The organism is gamma proteobacterium symbiont of Scutellera amethystina (genome assembly GCF_059730845.1).
The window spans coordinates 246,735-270,647 of the sequence record NZ_AP035935.1 but is presented as its reverse complement, the minus strand read 5'-3'; the positions used below and the strand labels follow the sequence as shown (position 1 = coordinate 270,647).

The 23,913-nt window shown below is 56.0% G+C and carries 11 protein-coding genes; 4 read left to right on the top strand and 7 right to left on the bottom strand.

The window, feature by feature from the left end; translation table 11 throughout:
• Window positions 1–53: 53 nt before the first annotated feature.
• Window positions 54–1,451: an autotransporter domain-containing protein gene (locus AC6I79_RS01200; RefSeq protein WP_159378017.1), complete on the top strand. Its 1,398-nt coding sequence runs from the start codon at window positions 54–56 to the stop codon at window positions 1,449–1,451.
• A gap of 610 nt (window positions 1,452–2,061) precedes the next feature.
• Here AC6I79_RS01200 and AC6I79_RS01195 read toward each other — a convergent pair.
• Together AC6I79_RS01195 and AC6I79_RS01190 are read right to left on the bottom strand one after the other, a co-directional pair.
• Window positions 2,062–5,685 carry a response regulator gene (locus AC6I79_RS01195; RefSeq protein WP_159378016.1) on the bottom strand — a complete coding sequence of 1,208 codons (3,624 nt, stop codon included), beginning with the start codon at window positions 5,683–5,685 and terminating at the stop codon, window positions 2,062–2,064.
• A 2-nt stretch (window positions 5,686–5,687) separates the two neighbouring features.
• Window positions 5,688–6,314, bottom strand: coding sequence for a response regulator (locus AC6I79_RS01190; RefSeq protein ID WP_021508111.1), 627 nt, complete (start codon window positions 6,312–6,314; stop codon window positions 5,688–5,690).
• A gap of 229 nt (window positions 6,315–6,543) precedes the next feature.
• On the opposite strand from AC6I79_RS01190, the gene AC6I79_RS01185 reads away from it, so the two are divergent.
• Window positions 6,544–7,164, top strand: coding sequence for a hypothetical protein (locus tag AC6I79_RS01185; protein WP_021312984.1), 621 nt, complete (start codon window positions 6,544–6,546; stop codon window positions 7,162–7,164).
• 176 nt (window positions 7,165–7,340) lie between these two features.
• On the opposite strand, the gene AC6I79_RS01180 is transcribed toward AC6I79_RS01185, so the two are convergent.
• Both AC6I79_RS01180 and AC6I79_RS01175 read right to left on the bottom strand, forming a co-directional pair.
• On the bottom strand, window positions 7,341–7,688 hold the full coding sequence (locus AC6I79_RS01180; protein ID WP_136548270.1) for a hypothetical protein: 348 nt from the start codon (window positions 7,686–7,688) through the stop codon (window positions 7,341–7,343).
• 360 nt (window positions 7,689–8,048) lie between these two features.
• Window positions 8,049–9,233, bottom strand: a complete 1,185-nt coding sequence (locus AC6I79_RS01175; protein WP_031279812.1) for a BaiN/RdsA family NAD(P)/FAD-dependent oxidoreductase — start codon at window positions 9,231–9,233, stop codon at window positions 8,049–8,051.
• Between the two features lie 240 nt (window positions 9,234–9,473).
• Between AC6I79_RS01175 and pitA the strand changes: the two genes are divergently transcribed.
• The gene (pitA, locus tag AC6I79_RS01170) at window positions 9,474–10,973 is read left to right on the top strand and encodes an inorganic phosphate transporter PitA (RefSeq protein WP_021508108.1); all 1,500 of its coding nucleotides are present in this window, start codon (window positions 9,474–9,476) and stop codon (window positions 10,971–10,973) included.
• A gap of 78 nt (window positions 10,974–11,051) precedes the next feature.
• Here pitA and uspB read toward each other — a convergent pair whose 3' ends face one another.
• Window positions 11,052–11,387: a universal stress protein UspB gene (gene uspB, locus AC6I79_RS01165; protein WP_010618665.1), complete on the bottom strand. Its 336-nt coding sequence runs from the start codon at window positions 11,385–11,387 to the stop codon at window positions 11,052–11,054.
• A gap of 421 nt (window positions 11,388–11,808) precedes the next feature.
• Between uspB and uspA the strand changes: the two genes are divergently transcribed.
• A complete protein-coding gene (uspA, locus tag AC6I79_RS01160; protein WP_021508107.1) occupies window positions 11,809–12,246 on the top strand; it encodes a universal stress protein UspA in 438 nt (145 codons plus the stop codon).
• Between the two features lie 84 nt (window positions 12,247–12,330).
• Here uspA and AC6I79_RS01155 read toward each other — a convergent pair whose 3' ends face one another.
• Together AC6I79_RS01155 and AC6I79_RS01150 are read right to left on the bottom strand one after the other, a co-directional pair.
• The gene (locus tag AC6I79_RS01155; protein ID WP_021508106.1) at window positions 12,331–13,221 is read right to left on the bottom strand and encodes an OmpA family protein; all 891 of its coding nucleotides are present in this window, start codon (window positions 13,219–13,221) and stop codon (window positions 12,331–12,333) included.
• A gap of 73 nt (window positions 13,222–13,294) precedes the next feature.
• The gene (locus AC6I79_RS01150; protein WP_498027520.1) at window positions 13,295–23,431 is read right to left on the bottom strand and encodes an Ig-like domain-containing protein; all 10,137 of its coding nucleotides are present in this window, start codon (window positions 23,429–23,431) and stop codon (window positions 13,295–13,297) included.
• Window positions 23,432–23,913: the final 482 nt, after the last annotated feature.

Here is a 23,913-nt window from a genome sequence, read left to right as displayed (position 1 = left end):
AGTCGGTCGCTTTAGGTTTGCGATTCTCGCTATTTTCATCCATGGAAGAGAATATGAAACTTACCCCGCTGACGCTGGTGATCAGTACGTTCTGTTATAGCCTTCCTGCATTCGCTGATGAGCGCTACCCTGCATTTTCCACATCACAAAATAATAACGTTAACGCTGCGAATATTCCGCATCCACCGGGGCCCTTTCATGGTCCATCAACCCAGGAAATCCCTGAGCTGCCGCTGCTTGCGCAGGCCAGCCGCCAGACCGGCGAAGGGATTAAACAGCTTGGGAAAATGATCGCCCGCGGCTCGTGGTTTGATGAGATCAATCCGGCAACCTCGGGCCTGGTGCGATCCAGCGTGCTGGCCGGCAATAACAGCCATCATTTGTGGTATTACCGATTACAAAACGTGGTTGTGACCGGTGAGCCAGACAATGGTATTCCTCAGTTAATTGATACACCGGAAGGCGTGACGCCAGCACCCGGTCGTGGCGAAGTTGTCATATTGCCGCCGCCACCGCCGCCTGAGCCGGAACCGCCACAATTAGCACCCGCGCCACAAATCCCGACCTATCTCGCCCTGCCCAACATGCTGTATGCCCTCAACGACGCCATGCAAACCCGCTTCCACTTCGCTGCCCGGCAGATGAGCCTGGATGATCATCACAACCTGTTTGTCTATGGCTATAGCGGTGGCGAGCGCTATCGCAGTGCGCAGGGCGATAGCGATGCCACCAGCCGCTACCAGGGCTGGATGCTGGGCGCGCGCTGGACGCCAGAAGCGGAACAGAGCCCGCTAGCCTTCAGTGCGGGCGTGCACAAAGGCGTAGTGACTATGCTGTCGGATACGCCGGCGGGACGCAGCCAGTTGCGTATGCAAACCCAGGGTATTAATGCGCTGATCGGCATTCAGCCGCCTGAGGGCTGGCAGCTGGAGGTACCGCTGGGGCTGACGCATTATCGCGGCACTTTACGCCATGAAACCCAGGGTGAAGTGGCGCGGATCAGCGCCGTTAGCGGCAATATCGGCGCAGAAGCCGGCTGGCGCTGGCAGCAGGATGCGCATAGCCTGATGCCGCTGGCCGCAGCCGGTGTGCAATGGCTGCATATTGCGGATTTTACCGAGCAACAGGGGGAGCAGGTGGACTATCAGCTGGCGCCGCAGTTCAGCCTGGCTGGTGGCGTTAAGTATGATTATCAGCCGCTGTCGTCAGTGAAGCTTGGGCTGGAGGCGCGTTATGTCTGGCACAGCGGCAGGCAGAATACGCTGGATGCCGGCGATATGCGCGGATTACCGATTGAGCGCGCCCGCCACAGCGCCCAGCTGGGCGGTTACGTCAGCTGGCAGCTGCATGAAAACGTGGAGATCGGCACGCAGTTGCAGGTGCAGCAGCGGCTGGATCGCCCCGGCGTGAGCGACTGGAATGTGCTGAGTGGAGTGAAAGTGGCGTTTTAAACCAGTAAAAGGATGCAGATTGTTGTAGCGGCACGATTTATCGCGCAATTTCAATTACCGCACCGCGGCAGAATGCGCAATAAATTGCGCCGCTACCATCCGTGCGGTTATCTGCGGCATCACATGGAAGGGATATCTGCACGATACGTCGCGCCATCATGATTTATTGCGGATGCGATATCTGCATAATCCCGCCGCACAAACCGTAGCGGCGCGATTCATCGCGCATTTCAATTACCGCACCGCGGCAGAATGCGCAATAAATTGCGCCGCTACCACCCGTGCGGTTATCTGCGGCATCACATGGAAGGGATATCTGCACGATAAGTCGCGCCATCATGATTTATTGTGGATGCGATTTCTGCACTGTCCAGCCGCACAAACCGTAGCGGCGCGATTTATCGCGCATTTTAATTACCGCACCGCGGCGGAATGCGCAATAAATTGCGCCGCTACCATCCGTGCGGTTATCAGCGGCATCACATGGAAGGGATATCTGCACGAGAAATCGCGCCATCATGATTTATTGCGGATGCGATTTCTGCACTGTCCAGTCGCACAAACCGTAGCGGCGCGATTTATCGCGCATTTCAATTACCGCACCGCGCCATCACGACGCCTGCAAATAATGCACTACCGACTGGTTCAGCGTATCCAGCTTCTCTTCCAGCAGCAGAAGCCCTTCGCGGATGACCTCCTGATCTTCAGCGCTTTGGCAGGCGCGCTCGATCTGCCCGCACAGATCATCGATCTCGACAGCGTAAATGATCTGCGCCGATCCGCCCAGCCGGTGCAGCGATGAAGCCAGCGCCGGCCAGTCCTGCGCATCAAAATGGCGCCAGCACTGCTGCATATCGTTGCGGCTCTCCTCGCCGACCTTCTCCAGCATCTTCGCCACCATCGCATCGTCGTGATACACCATGGCGCGCAGCGATTCGAGCGACAGCAGCGAATCCAGCGCCGGCACTTCGGCGGCTGGCTCGTTGCTGCTCAGCAGCTCGGCCAGCTTGTCAATTTTCAGCGGCTTAAACAGGCAGGCGTTCATGCCCGCTTCCAGACAGCGCACGCGCACGTCCGACTGCGCATTGGCCGTCAGACCAAAAATTTTCACCGCGTTGCCACTGCGGCGCAGGGTCTGCGTCAGTTCGATGCCGCTCATGCCTGGCATATTGCAGTCGGTGATAATCAGATCGAACGACTGATGCGCCAGCAGCGCCAGCGCCTCTTCGCCGCTGCTGGCTTCGCTGATCTGCTGGCCCAGCTCGCTGAGCTGGCTTCGCAGCAGCAGGCGGTTGGCCGGATGGTCGTCGACCACCAGAATATTCAGCTGCGGCAGCGCACGGCTGCGCGCCACGCGGGTTTTCTCCAGCAGCTTGCGCGCCCGGCGTGCCGGCATCATCACGTTAAGCTGAATCAGCGTGCCGCGTCCCGGCTGGCTGTTGAGGTTCATGGTGCCCTGCATCTTCTCCAGCAGCTGGGCGCTAATCACCAGACCAAGACCGGTGCCGGTCTGCTTGCGCCCCTCTTCGGTCTGAGCAAACGGCTGAAACAGTTTGGCCTGGTCGACAGCGCTGATGCCCACGCCGCTGTCTTCGATCTCAATTTCCAGCTCCAGCGAACCGTCTTCCCACTCATGGCCGATCACCCGCACTTCCACGCCGCCTTCGTGGGTAAACTTGATGGCGTTATTGATGTAATTGGCGATCACCTGGCGGAAGCGCGCAGCATCGATAAACACTTCCAGCCCCGGCGGCGTGTCGCTGTGGTAGTGCAGCGTCAGATTTTTGCCGCTGGCCATGCCGTCAAACAACCGCACCACCGGCAGCACCAGCTGCTCGGTGCTGACCCACTCCGGCATCAGCTCCAGCTGACCGCTCTCAATCTTGGCCATGTCGAGGATATCGCCAATCAGCCCCAGCAGCGTGTTGGCCGACTCGTAGGCGATTTGAATGGCTTCGTTGTCGCGCTGTTTGCGCCCTTCCAGCTCCAGCAGGCCGATGATGGCGCTGATCGGCGTGCGGATCTCATGGCTCATGGTGGCGAGGAACGAACTCTTGGCGCGGTTGGCTTCATCCGCCACTTTTTTCTCCGCCTGCAGCGCCAGCATCAGCAGCTCGTAGGCGGTAACATCCTGCCAGCCGCAGATCAGCCCGGTAATATTGCCCTGCGCATCACGCTGCTCCTGCGCCCAGTGGTGCACCATGCGCGCTTCGCTGCCGTTTTCGATCTCAATTTCCAGATCCTGGGCGGTATCGCCCCACAGACTGTTATGCGCCAGCGCCACCAGTTCCGGATCGTTGACCGCTTCCGGGCTCATCAGCGGATAGAGTTTGCTGATGAGCGGCGACAGCGGATGGCGCTGATCGTAAAGCGAAAAACTCAGACGCTGGGCGTCGACACCGGCAAAAAAGCGCTGAAACGCGCCGTTAGCACTGACCACTTTCCAGTTGCGATCCAGCACATAGACCGGCGTTGGCAGGCCATTCAGCAGCGCATCGCGAAAGCGCAGTTCAGCCTGCAGATCAGCTTCTGCGCGACGGCGATGCTTCACCTCTTTGCCGCGATAGTAAACCCAAGCCAGGCAGGCGATCAGCAGCAGCGCGGTCAGCAGAGTGATGGCGTAAAACTGCACGCGGTACAGCTGCCAGGTGGTGCGCGTGGTCTGCGGTGTGCCCTGCCAGCGGCTGGCAATCAGTGAGATTTCGCTCGGCTGAATGTCAGCCAGCGCCTTATCAATAATGCTCAACAGCTCCGGCTGATCGCGGCTGACGGCAAAGCTCAGCTCCACCGGCGGCAGCGCCAGACGCGACACGATCTTCAGCGGCTGCTGCGCGTAGCGCGCCAGTAACGTGTTCACGCTCAGCTGGTTATCGATCAGCCCGGCGACCTTGCCCTCCTGCAACAGCTGCAGCGCCAGGCTGGCGTTATCTACTTCAGAAAGCTGCAGCGTGGGGAAGCGATCCAGCAGCGCCTGACGCGCCGGATTGCCTTTGACGATACTGAGCTTCATGCCGGGATAGAGCGCCTGCGGCGCATCAGGCTGGTCCGGCACCAGCAGCACCAGCGGCACCTTCAGGTAAGGTCGGGTAAAGCGCACTGCCTCCTGATGGCCGCCATCCTGCGCCACCGCTGCCAGCATAGCTACCTGATGCTGCTCCAGCTGCTGTACGCCGTCACGCCACGAATACGCCGGCACCGGGTTGAAAAACAGCCCGGTGCGCAGCTGGATCAGATGCAGCAGATCAGCGCTGATCCCCTGAAATTCGCCCTGCTCGTCCAGCAGCGCCAGCGGTGCAGAGAACGGATTGAACGCCACTTTCACCTGCGCATGCTGCTGCAGCCACTGCTGCTCGCGCGGCGTCAGGCTGAGCGGATCCTGCAAACGCCAGACGTCCGGCCGCTGCGTCCACTGCCGAGAAATCAGCCGCTGCTGTTCGCCGGGAATGGCGGCGATGGCGGCATTCAGCGCTTTCAACAGCGGCTGATTATCGGCTTTCACCACCAGACGGCTGCCGTACAGCGCGTCTTCCGGCAAAATCGCTGCCAGCGCCAGCTGATTGACATAACTGCGCTCAATCAGAAACGCTGCCGCCAGCAGGCTGCCGAGCGCGTAATCCGCTTCGCCACTGGCCACCGCCGCCAGCGCCGCCTGGCTGGAGGGATAACGCACTATACTGGCCTGCGGAAAACGCTGTTTGATTTGAGCATCGGTAAGAGAGCCTTCGCGCATGGCGAGGCGCAGCGGCGCATCGTAGGGCACCGGCTGTGAGGCCTGCTTCTCCGCGGCGATCACCACCGGACGATTGATGAGAAAACTGTCTGTCGCCCTGAAGGCCGCCGCATCGTGCAGTTCGCGCCCCGGCGAGCTAAACAAGGCGTCCGCCGCGCCGCTTTTCACCGCTGCCTGCGCCGCCGCCTGGCTGGGATAACGCACCATCACCGCCTGCACGCCAAGATTACGCGCCAGCAGTTGCAGATAATCGGCGTAGATCCCTTCCACGCTGTTGCCGCTGCCCGCTGCCTCCTGAAAGATCAGATAAGGCGGCAGCTCCGGTGCCCACACCGCGATGCGCAGCTCATGTTTAATGCGCAGCCAGCGCCACTCGTCACCGCTCAACTCAATATGCATCGGTGCCAGCTTTTCACGGCTGAACAACTGAAATATTTCGGGCTGCGGCTGGGCGGCCAGTAGCGGGCTCAACAGCAGCAGAAGCAGAGTGACCAGGCGCAGCATCGCTACTCCATATGATTACGATTGGCGAAGGTAAAGAGATCGCGCAGGCTTTTGCAGTGCAATTTCTCCAGCAAACGGCCTTTGTAAGTTGAAACGGTTTTATTGCTGAGATTCATGCGGTTAGCAATGCGCATGTTATCCAGCCCCTTCAACAGATAAGTGAACACCTGAAATTCCTGCGGTGACAGCGATTCCAGCAGCCGGATATCGGGATGAGTGCTGCTCTGTTCCGGTGGTGCATTAATACCGGCTAACGGAAAGTAGCCATAACCATTTTGTGCCGCCCGAATTGCGGTGATGATTTCCGGCAAATTGTCTTTTTTACTGATAAAACCATTTGCGCCACAGCGAATACTCTGTATTGCATAGAAACTCTGATTCTTACCTGAGACGATAATAATAATACCCGGAAAACTCCTGGCGCGCAGAGTTTTTACGACTTCAATACCATTTATCGAGTGAATATCAATATCCATTACGACGATTTCCGGGTAATGCTGATCAACCAGCTCGAGTGCTTCGCGACCATCATCAGTTTCGGCAATTAAGGTATGCCCTTCTTTTTCAAGTAAAAAAGTTACAGCCATACGCGCCATGGGATGATCGTCGACGACGATAAAGTTCGCCATGATTCATTTCCTGTCAGTAGCCAAATATAAACTTCCTCTATCCAACTATTAGACTAATAAATTCAACAAATAATCAATAATAATCAAATAACAAAACGTAGGCCATGTCCTACACGACACCGATGAACAATCCCATATCTTTGTAAGAACATTAATCGTATGATCTTTATGTCGCAATTAATCACCCTGTAAACAATTTCACAAACCGTCATAAAATAAGAGCACAAAAATGGGAATGGATATTCTGTTCAACACTGGTGACGATAATAAACCCAAAAAAATCATTATTGCGCTAAGCTGCAATTTTGCGCAGACCGGTTTACAAGAGCTTTGCCGTTCACTCCCGGGATGTGAAGTGCAAACGATACTGGGTGCGCCAGAAGCGATATCAGATGAGCTCATGTTTAGTTATGCCGATTTAGTGATTACCGACCTGCCTCGTGATGCGGCAGGTCTGGCAGAGTTACTTCTCATTCCTGAATGGTTCAAAGGCAGCACGTTGATTTTATTGGATGAAGAAGCTAAGGCGATGCGTCGCACACTCCTGGATGCAGACTTCAGTGATGTGGTAATGAAAAAAGAAAAATTAACGACGCTGCATCAGGTAATACATAATCTGCTGCAAGCTAACCCTGAGTCTATTGAAGAACAGTTAATCGGGAAAAACGCCCTCATACGTGAAAAACGCGTTATTTGTGCTTTATTACGCGGAGTGAAACCGTCGTTGATTGCACGGGAAATGGGACTGCACCCACGTGAAATCAGTCGTAGCAAAATTAATTGCCTGGCAAGAAGCGGTTTTTCATCGCTTAATGCCATGCTGGCGTGCGCATCAAGGACATCACAATGATGTCACTTTTAGTTAATAAAATTTTCTTGCGTTAACAGCGCTCGATTTTTGACACGGAGGGAATAATCCGATAACAACAAAATGCTAACTTTAACAGCGCGACAAAATTTTGTTGTAGCAGCATCCTTTCAGGCTTTAATTTCCCCTGCCATGGCGTGTCCAAAACAAATCAGACGTTAAATACAACCTATCCATACATCGCCTGTCTGGTCGAAAAGGAAAAATTTCCCGGCTGCAGGGCTAATCACCAGCCTTAGCTTACACCTTTGCGGCTGCAGTTCCCCCAGCGCCAGCGTGCGCGCGTCATTGAAATCCGTCACCAGCGCCGGAAAATGCGCCATGCCGTTAATCTGCGCCCGGTACTCGCGCATCATGCCGCGTCGCAGGTGCTGCACATCGTTAGTGAGCCAGCGCGGCAGGCTGTTCGCCAGCTGATGCGCTGCCACCGGCCCGCCGGTATAAGCCAGCAAACGCACGCGCGCCTGGCGCGGCGGCTGAATAAAGTGGTGAATGAACCAATCCATGTATGCGTCTTTCATCCCTGCGCTTCCCCTGTGCTGACCGGCTGGCCTCAGGCTATTTTAAGGACTGGCAGGTTTAAGGTTAATGAGACCAGGCCTACGCGCCGGTCAGTGCAGTCTGACAAATGGGGGAGATTCTTAGTCGTTTGGGTTTGGGTTTGGGTTTGGGTTTGCCCTCACCCCGGCCCTCTCCCGCAAGCGGGAGAGGGAGCGGTCCGCTGCGGGCGGGGAATGCAGTACGTAACATTTGTTAACCGGGAAGGCGCAGCGAGTGGAAATGTGAAAGGCATGCACTGGTCAGTTCCCTCTCCCGCTTGCGGGAGAGGGTTAGGGTGAGGGAAAAACCACTCGACTATTAAAAAATTAAACCGCCTGCGCGCACGCCCACGCTGAGCTCCACGCCCACTGGAAATTATAGCCACCGAGCCAGCCCGTCACGTCCACCACTTCGCCAATGAAATAGAGCCCCGGCACATCGCGTGCTTCCATGGTCTTAGACGACAGCTGCGAAGTATCCACGCCGCCCAGCGTCACTTCGGCGGTGCGATAGCCTTCGGTGCCGTTTGGCTGCACGCGCCACTGGTGCAGCGTAGTCACCAGCTCGCTCTGCTGCTTGCTGTTGAGCTGCTTCAGCGTCACGTCCGGAATCTGCTGCAGCTCCTGCAACACTTCCACCAGCCGCTTCGGCAGGATCTTCGCCAGGCTATTTTTCAGGCTGAGGTTGGGATGCGCCGCACGCTGCACGTCGATAAAATCGTCCAGCGCGGTCTCCGGCGACAGGTTGACGGTGACAAACTCGCCCGGCTGCCAGTAGCTGGAAATCTGCAGTACCGCCGGACCGGACAGGCCGCGGTGGGTAAACAGCATCGCCTCTTTAAACAGCGTGCCGTCCTGAGCAGTGATGGTGGTCGGCAGCGCCACGCCGGAAAGCGTGTTCAGCTGCTCCAGCAGCGGCTTATGCAGCGTAAACGGTACCAGCGCGGCGCGCGTCTGATGGACGCGCAGGCCAAACTGTTCCGCCACCTTATAACCGAACGGTGTTGCCCCCAGTCCCGGCATCGACAGACCACCGCTGGCGATCACCAGCTTGTCCGCACGAACCGCCGAGCCATTCAGCTGCAGCGTATAACCGTCGTCGTCGCGCGCCACGTTCAGCACTTCGCTGCGCAGCCGCAGCGTCACCTGGCCGGCTTCACACTCCTTCAGCAGCAGATCAACAATCTGCTGCGCCGAATCATCGCAGAACAGCTGGCCGAGAGTTTTCTCGTGCCAGGCGATGCCGTGACGATTAACCAGATCGATGAAATCCCACTGGGTGTAACGCGCCAGCGCCGATTTACAGAAATGTGGATTGTGCGACAGGTACGCCGCCGGTTCGGTGTAGAGATTGGTGAAGTTGCAGCGGCCGCCGCCGGACATCAGGATTTTGCGCCCTGCCTTCTTGCCGTTATCCAGCAGCAATACGCGACGGCCCAATTGCCCGGCCTGTGCCGCGCAGAACATGCCGGCCGCGCCTGCACCAATAATGATAACGTCAAACTTTTCCACGGCCATAACCCACCTGATTGAAAGGCGCTGATTGTAGAGATCTGCGGCTTTTCGCGCCAGCGACAAAAAATTGCCGTAAATGTGTCATATTGTAACTTGCTCATTTTGCGGTCTTTTTGCCTTTAATTACCTGCCGGATGACAAATTTAAGACAAAAAAGAGCTATATTTTTCTTTCCCATAGCGCACGTTGTCGCAGATAATGCGCCGCGTTCATGTCCTCCAAAATGGCGTAACGTTTATGCTACATCTGTTTGCTGGTCTTGACCTAAGCACCGGCCTGTTATTGGTTCTTGCTCTGCTGTTTGTGTTGTTTTACGAAGCAATCAACGGCTTTCACGACACTGCCAACGCGGTCGCTACAGTCATTTACACCCGTGCGATGCGGGCGCAACTGGCGGTTGTGATGGCCGGTGTGTTCAACTTCTTAGGTGTGCTGCTCGGCGGTTTGAGCGTGGCTTATGCCATCGTGCATATGCTGCCAACCGATTTGCTGTTGAATGTCGGTTCGGCGCATGGGCTTGCCATGGTGTTCTCCATGTTGCTGGCGGCGATTATCTGGAATCTCGGTACCTGGTATCTCGGCTTACCGGCGTCCAGTTCGCACACGCTGATCGGCGCCATCATCGGTATTGGTCTCACCAATGCGCTGATGACCGGCACGTCGGTGGTGGATGCGCTGAACCTGCCGAAAGTCATCAATATTTTCCTCTCACTGATTCTGTCGCCGATTGTTGGTCTGATCATTGCGGGTGGCCTGATTTTCCTGCTGCGTCGCTACTGGAGCAGCACCAAAAAACGGGCTCGCATCCACATGACACCTGCTGACCGCGAGAAGATCGACGGCAAGAAAAAGCCGCCGTTCTGGACGCGTATCGCGCTGATTGTCTCCGCCATTGGTGTGAGCTATTCGCACGGTGCCAACGACGGTCAGAAAGGCATCGGCCTGATCATGCTGGTGCTGATTGGCGTCGCACCGGCGGGATTTGTGGTGAATATGAATGCCTCCGGTTATGACATCACCCGCACGCGCGATGCGGTGAACCATCTGGAGCAGTATTACCAGCAGCACGGCCAGTCGCTGACGCACATCGTGCAGATGGCGCCACCGGCGGTGCCGACGCCGGAAGAGTCGCTCGGCGGCCCGCAGGAGTTCCATTGTGATAGCTCCCGTGCGCTTGATGCGATTAACCGTGCGCAGGGTCTGCTGGGTAATCTGCAGAGCTACAGCGATCTCACGCCTGACCAGCGCGGTCAGATGCGTCGTCTGCTGCTGTGCATCTCCGACACCGCGGACAAAGCCGCTAAGCTGCCGGAGACCAGCGCCGACGATAAGCGCTTCCTTAATAAGCTGAAAGGCGATCTGCTCGGCACCATTGAGTATGCGCCGGTCTGGATTATCGTGGCGGTCGCGCTGGCGCTCGGCATTGGTACCATGATTGGCTGGCGCCGCGTGGCGACCACCATCGGCGAGAAGATCGGTAAAAAAGGAATGACGTATGCGCAGGGCATGTCGGCCCAGGTAACGGCGGCGGTGTCGATTGGTATCGCCAGCTACACCGGGATGCCGGTTTCGACCACGCACATTCTGTCATCGTCGGTTGCCGGTACCATGCTGGTAGATGGCGGCGGTCTGCAAAGCCGCACCATCAAAAATATCGCGATGGCCTGGGTATTCACCCTGCCGGTGTGTATTTTGCTATCTGGCTCGCTGTACTGGATTGCGCTGAAGCTGATTTAACGCTTCAGCGTTGCAGGGTTCTGTCGTAGTGCGTTGCGAATACAACACAGCGCGCCGCGACAGAACCCGCTCCCCCTCTCAGTGCCAAATCGCTAAGGCGATCAGGCTCACCACCACCAGAAAACACAGCCCGCTGGTCAGAACAAACTGACCACGCACCCGCTCGCAGCGACGAATAAATTCATCGTCGTGATGATCGCGATAGCGTTTCTCCCAGATATAGCGCACCAGCCGCACCTGCTTGCTCGGCTGACCGTGGGACGTAAAGAAACCGGCACCATCAACATACTGATACAGCAACGGATCGCACCCGCGCAGCACCGCCAGCAGTGAGCGCAACGATGAGAAGTAACGCGCCATATTCACCAGACAAACCACACACAGAGCCCAAAAAAGCGCGATAGTGCTGATCATGTTCCCCTCCCGGCTGGAGCCGCAATGACGTTACCTGCAGCGGGGAAAAGCTGCAGACGCCCCACGGGAAATAAGCCAGCCACAGATGAATCGAATTGCATTGTTGTTATGCGGACCTGAGCGCGCTACCCGGACGGGAGTGGCCCTCATTTTCAGTGTAGGAGATCTGTTTAAATTTTTTCCAGCGATGATTTTCGTTCAGCGCGAGCGAAAAAAGCGATAACCCATGATCTGACTCACAGCCGGGCTTCGGTTTGCAGCATTTGCTACCCACTCTGGCTATACTCGGGATATAACAATTATTCGCCTGCGTGGCTGACATTGTGGTTGGTGGCGCTTCATCGCCGTTACGCGCAAAGGATTACGCCAGCCGAACGGCAGAAATTCGGTTGCCCCAGAATCTTGAGAAAGGAGTTTTATCATGGCTTATAAACACATCCTGATTGCAGTAGACCTTTCCCCGGAAAGCCAGTTACTGGTTGATAAAGCGGTATCACTGGCCCGTCCTTATGATGCAAAAATCTCGCTGATTCACGTTGACGTGAACTATTCAGATCTCTACACCGGGCTGATTGACGTCAACCTCGGCGACATGCAGAAGCGAATTTCGGAAGAGACACACACCGCGCTGCGCGAGCTTTCCACCAACGCCGGTTACCCGATTAGCGAAACCCTGAGCGGCAGCGGCGATCTCGGCCAGGTGCTGGTGGACGCGATTAAAAAATACGATGTCGATTTGGTGGTGTGCGGCCATCATCAGGATTTCTGGAGCAAGCTGATGTCGTCGGCGCGCCAGCTGATCAATACCGTGCATATCGATATGCTGATTGTGCCGCTGCGCGACGAGGAAGAGGAATAACCAGTAAAAATGCCCCTCGGACCGAGGGGCAAAAGACTGCAATAACAGAACAACTACAACATGGCTTAGGGAAATTCCTGACGCTTACGGCTGTTGGTTCAGCGCCACCCGTACGACGACCCGGCGATTCGGCGCGTTACAGGCAATCTGTGCGGCGCGCGACCCTTCACAATACTCCACCACCGGTTCACTGCTGCCCGCGCTGCTGGCGCGGATCACCGTGGCCGGCAGGCCGCCGTCAATCAACATCTGGCGTACCGTAGCAGCGCGCTGCTGACCGAGCTGGCGGTTGGCGCTGGCGTTACCAATCGGGTCGGTGTGACCAATCACTTCGAGGCTTTTCAGCTCGGCGCGATCGCGCTGCAGCTCGGCAATCAGCGCGCCGACCGCGCGGCGGCCGGCGGCGGAGATATCGCCAATGGACGATTTGCCAAAGTTAAACAGCACGTCACCGGCCAGCACGTAGTCTTTGTAGCTGCGCGGCGCGAGGTTGTCACACTTCACTACCGATGATGCGCGCGACAGCGCGTGAATCTGCTGCTGCGCTCCGTTGAGTTCCCGCTCCGCCTGCTGGCGGCTGACCACCTGCGGCTGGCCAGTGGTGACGTTGCCGAGGCGCACAAAGTAGGTGGTGCCGCCGGCAAAGTTGTCGCGCCACGCCTGGGCGCGCTTGCCGCTGTAGCGCGGCGCGTCTTTCATGTAGTTATCCAGCGAGTGGCTGCCCGGTTTGAGGCAAAATACGCTGAAACCGCCCGGCAGCAGCGCGGTCTGGAATTCGCCGTCGACATACACGTGCGCCGCATCATTGCCCGACTGCGCCAGTGTGCGGTAGTACACCACCTGGGTCTGCGATGCCGATACGCCGCTCACCGGCTGATACAGTTCACCGAACGGTTTTGCCGCCAGCGCGGTATGACTAAAGGTGGCGGAACCGGCCAGCAGTGCGGCCAGCAGGGTAAGGCTGAAAGTTTTCATAACTCCTCCACGGGTGCCCACAAGGGCACCCGATTAGTATTGATGGTTAACAGGTTAAAAAAGCCACGGCTGATTAATGATTATCCAGTTCGACTTTTACCCCCTGCTGCACCAGCAATTCACCTTCCACTCCGCTGTGACGATAAACATCATAGACATGGCCGCCCTGAGTAATCGTGCCCGCCACCTGTGACCAGTCGCCGAGATCGGTGCCATCCTTAAGGAGATCAGAGAGGATTATTCTGTCATCAATCGAACCATCAATTATTGATTGATTGGAAGAGATAAGGCCAATACCTTCAGATGAAAAAACTATAAGCTCTGAAAGATTCATATTTTTCAGTTCTTCATTTTCATGTGTAAATAAGGGTTCTTCTTCTTTTTCAAATCGATGAGAATCCTGAACCATATAAGAAAGGCTTTCATCTTCCGATGTTATAAAATCATTATAGGCAGTTGAGGAAGCAGCATTACTATGCTTACTCCAGCTAACATTATCTATACCAAGACCATAAGGGTCATCTGTATACATTTCAACTTTACCGATTACTTTTCCTGCTGGGGCAACATATTCGAATTTTTTAGATTCGTAGAGATTGGCCCAGATTGATTGAGTCGATATTAATACTCCTTCTTCATCAAAAATTTTGATTGTCATTGGCCTTGAAGGTTGCCCCTGAACAGATCCCCATCCTAAAACAGTAAACTCAATGTCTGATATTACTTTATTGACTCCAAAGGTAAATGTAACCGTGGTATACTGCCACATCGCCAAAATATTTGTTCCATTTTTGCTCCCCCCTATTTGCCATTCACCATCAGAGGAAAAAGTAAGTCCACTAGGAAGAGTATATGAATTTTTATATCCGGTACCACCGGCATTATTAAAGTCCTCTGAACCTTTAACCAAATCTACATCATTAGCAATTATTATGTTCCAGCCAGGAGATTTCTCGCTGTTATTACCTGCTTGATCCGTTGCCTGTACGCTGAAATTATGAGTACCTTTACTCAACGCTGGCGATGGCGTAAAGGTCCACTTACCATCCGCGCCCGCAGTCACCGAACCCAGTTTGGTGCTGCCATCATAAATGGTCACCACACTGTTGGCTTCCGCCTTGCCTGACAGCGTCGGCGTGGTGTCATCGGTTTTACCGCCGTTAGCCACGTTACCGGTTTTGCTGCCGGCGTTGTCATACACCGTATCGATGGTCGGGGTACTGATCACTGTATCAACGGTGATATCCCAGGTCACAGCCTCACCGCTGCTGTTGCCAGCGCTATCACTGGCTTTGGCGCTGATGTGATGCAGTCCGTCCGACAGGTCACTGGCCGGGATGAAGCTCCAGTTACCGCTGCCATTGGCGCGGGTGCTGCCCACCGCTTTGCCGTCGATGTAGATGGTTACCAGGCTGTTGACCTCGGCGGTGCCGTTGATGGTTGGCCGCTTGTCGTCAGTGAAGCCATTTTTATCGATGTTGCCCTTAATGCTGCCGATATCATCTTCAATGGTGACAATTACCGGTGCGTTCGGTGCCACGGTGTCTACGGTAATGTTCCACGCCGCGGTCTGGCCGCTGGTGTTGCCTGCGGTATCGGTGGCGGTGGCGGTAATGCGGTGCAGACCATCGGCCAGATCGCTGCCCGGGGTAAAGCTCCAGTTACCGCTGCCATCGGTGCGTACCGTACCGGCAGCCGTACCGTCGATGTATACGGTAACGGTGCTGTTGGCCTCGGCGGTGCCGCTGATGGTCGGCCGCTTATCATCGGTAATGCCGTTGTTCAGCACATCACCGGTGATGCTGCCGGCGTCATCGTAGACGCGTACAATCGCTGGCAGGTTCGGCGCCACGGTATCAACGGTTATCGCCCACGGCTGGGTTGGGTAGCTGGTGTTACCGGCCGCGTCGGTGGCAGTGACGGTGAACTCATAGCGTCCGTCAGCCAGATCGCTGCCCGGCGTAAAGCTCCAGTTGCCGCTGGCATCCGCTTTCACCGAGCCTACTGCAACTTCACCAATGTAAATGGTCACCAGGCTATTGGCCTCGGCGGTGCCATTCAGCGTTGGTCGCTTATCATCGGTCGTGCCGTCGCGCTGAATCGGGCCGGTCACGCTGCCAACGTTATCCATAATGCTGGTGAGCACTACCGGATTCGGTGCCTGGGTATCGACAATCACCGGCCAGACGTCAGACGGTGCCGAGCTGTTGCCCACCGGATCGGTCATCACCACGGTGAAGTTGTGCGTACCATCGTTAAGCGGCGTAGTCGGGGTAAAGCTCCAGCGCCCGTCGTTACCAACGGTGACCTCACCAATCGGCGTACCGTTATCGATGATGGTGACCTTATCATTTGGCGTACCGCGGCCAGACAGGGTTGGCGTGGTGTCATCGGTGTAGCCGCCTTTGCCAATTGGTCCCTGAACCGTGCCGACGTCGTCGCTGACGGAGTCAATCACGCCCTTGTTCGGCGCGGTGATGTCAATCAGCAGATCGAACTGGCTGGTTGGCTCACTTTCGCCGTGTGCTTCAGTGGTCGCCGTCACGGTCAGGGCGTGCGAACCTTCGCTGAGCGCTGTACCCGGCGTGAAGTTCCACTGGCCCTGCGCGTTAGCGCTTACCTGACCAATCAGCTTGCCGTTGTCATAAATTTTCACCAGCGCGTTCGGCGTCGCGGTGCCATACAGCGTTGGCGTGGTGTCATCGGTGGCCTGGCCGGAACTCAGATCGCCTTTGACACTGCCGGCGTTGTCTTCCACGCGAGTCAGCGCTACCACCACCGCAGAAGTATCGACGGTAAAGTCAATCGCCCCGCCAATTGGGCCCTGATTACCGGCGAGATCGACCGGCTGCGCGGTGAAGCTGTGCTTGCCATCTGTCAGCGGCGTGCCCGGGGTAAACGTCCAGTTACCGCTGTCATCGGCGACCGCTCTGCCCAACTCTTTGCCGTTGTCGCGCACAATTACTGTAGCGCCCGGCTCAGTTTTACCGCTAAAGGTCGGCGTGGCATCGTCGGTGGTCTCGCCGCTGCGAATCGGCCCCTGTACCTGGCCGACATCATCCGTCAGTACCGGATTGATGATGTTGCCTGGCGCCGTGGTATCCACTTCAATCGGATAGACGCCGGTTTCCGGGCTGACGTTGCCGGCAGCATTGGTGGAAGTCGCGCTGATGTTATGCACGCCGTCACGCAGATCGCTGGCTGGCGTATAGCTCCAGTTACCGTTGGCGTCTGCCGTTACCGTGCCCAGCTTAATGCCGTCTGCATAAAGCGTAACGAGGCTGTTCGGCTGTGCGGTACCGTTAATGGTTGGTCGTGCATCGTCGGTGACGCTTCCCTTCTGCACCAGGCCCTGAATGTCTCCTACGTTATCCATTACGCTGGTAATCGCCGGCGCATTCGGCACACCGCCGCTGATCAGGCCAAACTCAAACTTGTCTGACGACTCGCTGACGTTACCAGCGGCATCTACCGCTTCCGCTGTCAGCGCATGGGCACCGTTGGCCAGCGGTAACGGTGGCTCGAAGCTCCAGTTGCCTTTGCTGTCGGTGCGGGTTGAGCCTATCAGCACGCCATTGTCATAAATATTCACCAGACTGTCGGCTTCAGCGGTACCGCGTACCGTCGGTGTCGCATCATCAGTGGTGTCGCCTGCAGCGATTGGTCCACGGCGATCGCCCTGATCGTCATACACTTCAGTGATCGCTGGCTTATTCGGTGCCTGCGTATCCACATTCACTACATAAGGATCCGACGGCTTACTGCTGTTGCCCGCCGGGTCGGTGATCACGGTTTCAAATTTGTGCTCACCGTCGTTGAGCGGAGTTTCCGGCGTGAAGGTCCACTTGCCATTCTCGCCAATTACCGCGCTGCCGATGGTTTCACCGTTATCGATAATGGTTACCACGTCGCCCGGTTTACCGCCGCCAGTCAGCGTTGGCGTGGTATCGTCAGTCGCGCCGCCGTTGTCCACGGTGCCCTGCTCTGTACCCACGTCATCACGGACATCCTCAATACCCGCGTTGTTTGGCGCCGTGATATCAATAGTGATATCGAAGGCGGCTGTGGCCTCACTCTCGCCGTGTGCCGGCGTGGTGGCGGTCGCCGTCAGGCTGTGCGGCCCTTCGCTCAGCGCAACGCCAGGCGTAAAGCTCCAGCTGCCGTCTTTGGCTGCCACCGTGCTGCCAATCAGCTGGCCATTGTCGTAAATTTTCACCAGCGCGTTGCCGGTTGCGGTGCCTTTCAGGGTCGGCGTGGTGTCATCTGTCACCTGACCGGACGTGAGATTACCGGTAATGCTGCCCGCATCGTCATACACCTGAGTGATAGCAATCACCACTTTGGAGGTGTCGACGGTGAAGTCAATGGCGTCAGTTTCCGGCCCTTTGTTACCGGCCTTATCCACCGGCTGAACGGTAAAGCTGTGGTCGCCATCCGCCAGCGGCTGATCCGGCGTGAAGCTCCAGTTACCGTCTTTATCAGCTACCGCGCGACCCAGTTCATTACCGTTATCGCGCACGATTACCGTGGCGCCCGGCTCGGTTTTACCTTTAAAGGTGGGCGTCGCGTCATCGGTGATGTCGCCGCTGTTAATCGGACCCTGCACCAGGCCAACGTCGTCAATCAGCTGATTACCTTTGCTGGCTTCTGGCGCGGAGGTATCGATATCAATTTGATACGCCCCGGTTTCCGGACTGATATTACCGGCCGCGTTAGTGGCGGTAGCGGTGATGTTGCGCACACCATCCGCCAAATCGCTGTCCGGCGTAAATGACCAGTTCCCGGCGCCATCGGCCTGGGTGCTGCCCACAGCTTTGCCATCAACCAGCAGCGTAACGATGCTGCCCGGCTGGGCGGTACCGTTGATGGTCGGACGCGCGTCGTCGGTCAGACCGCCTTTCTGGATTGCACCTTGAATGTCACCTACGTTGTCCATCACGCCAGTGATAGCCGGTGCCGTTGGCTTACCGCCGGCTGCCAGCGAGAAGTCAAACTTCTCTGATGGCTCGCTAGCGTTGCCCGCCGCGTCGATCGCTTCCACGGTCAGCGAGTGTGCGCCGTTAACCAGCGGTTTGCCCGGTTCGAAGCGCCAGTTGCCCTGCCCGTCAGCGCGCACGCTACCGATCAGTTCACCGTTGTCATAAATCTTCACCAGGCTGTTGGCTTCCGCAGTGCCCTTCACGGTAGGAATGCTGTCATCGGTGGTATCACCGGATTTCAGCGCACCGGTGCGATCGCCCTGGTCATCAAACACTTCGGTAATCGCTGGCTTGTTCGGCGCCAGCGTATCAACAGTCACAATGTACGGATCGGACGGCTGGCTGCTGTTGCCGGCCGGATCGGTGATCACGGTTTCAAATTTATGCTCGCCGTCGTTGAGCGGGGTTTCCGGCGTGAAGGTCCACTTGCCATTCTCGCCAATTACCGCGCTGCCGATGGTTTCACCATTGTCGATAATGGTCACCACATCGCCCGGCACGCCTTCACCTACAAGCGTTGGCGTGGTGTCGTCAGTAATGCCACCGTTGTCGACCGGGCCCTGCACCGTGCCCACGTCATCCAGGACGCTATCAATACCGCCCACGACTGGCGGGGTCAGATCGATGGTGAGGTCAAAAGGTGACGACTCAGCGCTGGTTCCGGCGGCGTTTGTCGCCGTAGCCGTAAAGTGATGTTCACCTTCCGCCAGCGCAACATCTGGGGTAAAGCTCCACTCGCCTTTGTAGTTGGCTTTTGCGGAACCGATGAGCGTGCCGTTGTTATAGATGTGAATCAGCGCGTCTGGCGTCGCCGAACCGTTGAGGGTTGGCGTGGTGTCATCGCTGACCGCACCGCTGGTCAGGTTGCCCGTGACAGAACCCGCATCGTCATAAACGCTATTGATGGTCACCAGCACCGCAGAGGTATCGACAATGAAGTCAACTGGCTGGCTTTCCGTACCTTTATTACCGGCTTTATCAACTGGCTGCGCAGTGAAGCTGTGATCGCCATCCGCCAGCGGCTGGTCCGGCGTAAAGCGCCAGTTGCCGTCTTTACCGGCGACCGCGCTGCCAATCGGCTGGCCGTTGTCGCGGATAATAATGGTCGCACCCGGCTCGGTCACACCGCTGAAGGTTGGTTGCGCGTCATCCGTAGTGTCGCCGCTATTAATCGGCCCCTGAATGTCGCCAACGTCATCCGTCAGCTGATTATCGCTGCTGGCATCAGGCGCGGTGGTGTCAATCACAATCGGGTAGAGTCCGGTTGACGGGCTGATATTACCGGCCGCGTTGGTCGCGGTAGCACTCAGATTACGCAGCCCTTCGGCCAGGTCACTATCTGGCGTGAATGACCATTTGCCTGCGGCATCCGTCAGGGCGGTCCCCAGCACTTTGCCATCGGCATACACGGTGACTACGCTGTCTGGCTGCGCGGTACCGTTAATGCCAGGACGGACATCATCGGTCACGCCGCCTTTTTCAATTGCGCCCTGCACATCTCCGACGTTGTCCACTACGCCAGTGATCGCCGGTGCGGTCGGCGCGCCGCCGGCCTCCAGCATGAAGTCAAAGCTGTCGGACGGTTCGCTAATGTTACCGGCCGCATCAACTGCTTCCACAGTGAGTGAATGCGCACCGTTCAGCAGCGGTCGGGTTGGCGTGAATTCCCATTGGCCTTCAGCATTCGTGACAGCTGAACCCACCAGTTGGCCATTGTCATACAGGTTGACCAGGCTACCCGGCTCCGCTTCGCCGCGCACGGTCGGCTGGGCGTCATCCGTCACCTCACCCGGATTGAGTGCACCCTGCTTATCACCTTGATTATCATATACTTCTTTAATTACAGGTTTTTCTGGCGCCTGCGTATCCACGATAATGGTGTAATCGTCAGACGGTGAGGATTCATTACCTGCCGGATCTGTCACGATGATGCCGATATTGTGTTCGCCGTCTTCCAGCGGCTCTTCCGGGGTAAATTCCCACTTGCCATCGTCACCGATCACGGTGCTGCCGATTGGATTACCGTTGTCGATGATAGTCACTACGTCACCCGGTGTGCCGCCACCGCCGATGGTCGGCTGCGTGTCGTCGGTTGATTCGCCGTTTTCGATAGGCCCGGTTTCGTTACCGACATCGTCAATGATATCGCCGATTTCCGGTTTCGCGGGTGGGGTGGTATCCACGATGACAGTGTAAGGATCGGACGGTTCGCTGGTGTTACCCGCCGGATCGGTGATTACGGTTTCAAACTTGTGTTCACCGTCGTTGAGTGGCGTTTCTGGCGTGAATTCCCACTTGCCGTCATCACCGATGACGGTACTACCGATGGTTTCGCCGTTATCAATAATGGTCACCACGTCACCCGGCGTGCCGCCACCAACCAGCGTTGGCGTGCTGTCATCAGTCACCTCGCCGCTTTCAACGGGTCCCTGAACGCTACCTACGTCATCCTGCACCTCGTCAATGCCGTCATTGCCTGGGGCAGTGATATCAATGATCAGATCAAACGGTGCGGTCGGTGCGCTGACGCCATTGGCTTCGGTCGTCGCCGTGGCAGTAAAGCTGTGTTCGCCTTCATTCAGCGGCTCCGCTGGTGTAAATGACCATTCACCCTTGTAATTTGCCAGCGCGGAGCCAATCAGCTCACCGTTGTCATAAATATGGATCAGCGCACCTGGCGTCGCTGAACCATTGATGGTCGGCGTAGCATCGTTAGTCACGCCACCTTTTTGCACGTAGCCAGCTTCGCCTGCGTCGTCATAGACGTTGATAATCGTCACTTCAACACCAGAGGTATCGACGATGAAGTCGACTGGCGCGCTTTCTTCACCTTTGTTACCGGCGTTATCTACCGGTTGCGCAGAAAAGCTGTGATCGCCTTCGGCCAGCGGTTGTTCCGGGGTGAATGTCCAGTTACCGTCTTTGTCCGCGACAACGCGGCCAATTTCTTCACCGTTATCACGGATAATCACCACAGCGCCCGGCTCAGTTTTACCGTCAAAGGTAGGTGTGGCGTCATCAGTGGTATCGCCACTGTTAATCGGCCCCTGAATCGCGCCGACATCATCAGTCAGGGTGTTGTCGCCGCTATTTTCTGGCGGGGTAGTGTCAATGATAATCGGATACACGCCGGTCTGCGGACTGATGTTGCCCGCCGCATCGGTAGCAGTAGCGGACAGCTGATGTTCACCTTCAGCCAGGTCCACTTCCGGTGTAAAGTGCCAGCGGCCGTTTTCATCAGCGGTGGTGGTGCCCAGCAGCACATCACCGTCATAAACGGAAACGGTATAGCCTGGCTGCGCCGTGCCATGAACGGTTGGGCGGGTGTCATCGGTGACACCGTTTTTCGCGACGTTGCCCTGAATATCACCCACATCGTCCAGCACACCAATAATCGCCGGCGCGCTTGGCACACCACCGGTGATCAGGGTGAAATCAAAGCTGTCAGACGTTTCGCTGACGTTACCCGCCGCGTCAGTTGCTTCTGCCGTGAGAGAGTGTCCGCCATTGCTGAGCGGTTTGTTCGGAGTAAATTCCCAGTTGCCTGCGGCGTCTGCACGCGCGGAGCCAATCAGCACGCCATTGTCATACAGGTTAACAATGCTGCCAGCTTCAGCCTCGCCTTTTATGGTCGGGAGCGCATCATCGGTCGTATCGCCCGGCTGCAGTTCACCCTGCTGTTCACCCTGATTGTCGATAACCGCAACAATGCGCGGCTTATCCGGTGCCTGGGTATCGACAATAATGGTGTAATCATCTGAAGGTGCAGACTCGTTGCCGACCGGATCGGTGATGATGATACCGATGTTGTGCTCACCATCTTCCAGGGGTTGTTCCGGCGTAAACTCCCACTTGCCGTCATCACCCACGACAGTGCTGCCAATCGGCTTGCCGTCATCAATAATGGTTACCACGTCGCCAGGCGTGCCGCCGCCGCCGATGGTAGGAGTCCTGTCGTCGGTGCTGCCGCCGTTGTCTACCGGTCCGACAATGCTACCCACGTTGTCAGTGACTTCACCAATGCCCGGATTTACCGGTGCCTGCGTATCAATAGTGATGATGTGAGGAGCAGAGGGCAGGCCGATATTACCGGCACGGTCGGCAGCTACCACGGTGAATGCGTGCTCACCATCAGCCAGTGCCGTTGCAGGGGTGAAGGTCCAGTTGCCGTTGGCATCAGTCAGTGCTTCACCGATTTTTTCACCGTTGTCGTAGATCGATACGGTACTGTACGGTTCCGCTTTGCCGGAAAGGGTCGGCGTATTGTCATCGGTGGCCTCGCCGTTGGCAATCAACCCGGTGAGCGAACCGTGATCGTCGAATACGCTGTCCAGCGTCGCCTGTGCTGGCGCTTTGAGATCGATAATTAGCTCAAACGGTTCGGAAGGCTGGCTGGTGTTACCCTTACCGTCGCGTTCAATCACCGTAAAGCTATGGTCGCCTTCAGCCAGCGCCGTGCCTGGCGTAAATGTCCAGTTACCGTCCTGATCGACAATGGCTTCACCAATTTTTGTGCCGTTATCCCAGATCTCAACAGTATTACCAGGATTGGTGCCGGTGCCGCTCAGAGTTGGCGTCGCGTCATCGGTATAGTCGCCGCTGGCCAGCGGTCCCTGAATGGCGCCCACGTTATCCGTCACCGCATCAATGGTTGCGCCTCGCGTGAATACCGGATCAGGCAGATTCCCGCCTTCACCCTCACCTGACTTACCGTGATCTTTTTTGTGATTGTGATAAATGATGCCTGCCGCTGCACCAATAGCGCTGAGTAAACCCAGGCCTAACAACATCGGATTAATCAGACCATTTTCGGCAATCAGCAGATTATCCAGCCCCGGGACGGAATCTGACCCGAGTACCAGCGCTGAATAATCGCCATCAGCAAGCGCTGCAGCTTCGTGATCATCACGCGCATCAGAGGCGATGTATTCATGGAAAGCGTTATCTTCTGCTTTACCAACCAGCTGGCCAGGGTAAACAAAAAAATCCTCAATGATGAGGTCGGGTTTATCCAGATCGCCATCCTCCAGGATAACCCAGAGACTTTTGCCTACGCGCTTGACGGTGATGTTTTCAGGTGCAACACCCTTCTCACCTTCAGCAAGGATATATTTCCCATTGGCAATGGCTTTGATTTTTACTGGTTTTCCATTTTTACCGTTGCGAAGCACCTGCGCTTCGACAACCGTTTTTTTGTCTACAACGGCGACATTAACGGGGATGGCGTTCATAATTTATTTAGTCCATGTATTTTAATAGTCACGCTAAACAACCAGGTTAGCGTTGAGAAATTTCCCGGATGAGAGAGCACAATGAAAGCCCCATCCTTAACGCGGAAATAATATCAACAAGGACCGCACTTTCTTATTGAGACATGTCGCAAAACAAATCCAGATAAAAAATACAGATAATTAATTTTATCAATGACTTAAATAAATATTAAGATTAATCTCTTAGGGGAAAAATCTTATATAGCCGGATGTTTATCAGTAATTTCACCCTTAAAAACAAAAAACATAAAAATAGCAACACTGATATCAAAAAAAAATAACGGAAATATACTTGATGGGTTAGCATAAGTCTGGAAGGAGTGAATTTCCGGGCGGAAGACAGTAAAGATATGAGTTTTAACCAGTTAACTTATGGCTATGCACAATCCACGTTATGCATCGTCATGATATGAAATTATATGGCTTGCAGCGACGCGATGATT

What these genes read in the sequence shown, in the direction of transcription:
- AC6I79_RS01190 (WP_021508111.1), bottom strand. Translation starts at nt 6,314, where the DNA reads ATGGCGAACTTTATCGTCGTCGACGATCATCCCATGGCGCGTATGGCT.
- AC6I79_RS01150 (WP_498027520.1), bottom strand. Translation starts at nt 23,431, where the DNA reads ATGAACGCCATCCCCGTTAATGTCGCCGTTGTAGACAAAAAAACGGTT.
- AC6I79_RS01200 (WP_159378017.1), top strand. Translation starts at nt 54, where the DNA reads ATGAAACTTACCCCGCTGACGCTGGTGATCAGTACGTTCTGTTATAGC.
- AC6I79_RS01180 (WP_136548270.1), bottom strand. Translation starts at nt 7,688, where the DNA reads ATGGATTGGTTCATTCACCACTTTATTCAGCCGCCGCGCCAGGCGCGC.
- AC6I79_RS01185 (WP_021312984.1), top strand. Translation starts at nt 6,544, where the DNA reads ATGGGAATGGATATTCTGTTCAACACTGGTGACGATAATAAACCCAAA.
- pitA (WP_021508108.1), top strand. Translation starts at nt 9,474, where the DNA reads ATGCTACATCTGTTTGCTGGTCTTGACCTAAGCACCGGCCTGTTATTG.
- AC6I79_RS01195 (WP_159378016.1), bottom strand. Translation starts at nt 5,685, where the DNA reads ATGCTGCGCCTGGTCACTCTGCTTCTGCTGCTGTTGAGCCCGCTACTG.
- uspA (WP_021508107.1), top strand. Translation starts at nt 11,809, where the DNA reads ATGGCTTATAAACACATCCTGATTGCAGTAGACCTTTCCCCGGAAAGC.
- uspB (WP_010618665.1), bottom strand. Translation starts at nt 11,387, where the DNA reads ATGATCAGCACTATCGCGCTTTTTTGGGCTCTGTGTGTGGTTTGTCTG.
- AC6I79_RS01155 (WP_021508106.1), bottom strand. Translation starts at nt 13,221, where the DNA reads ATGAAAACTTTCAGCCTTACCCTGCTGGCCGCACTGCTGGCCGGTTCC.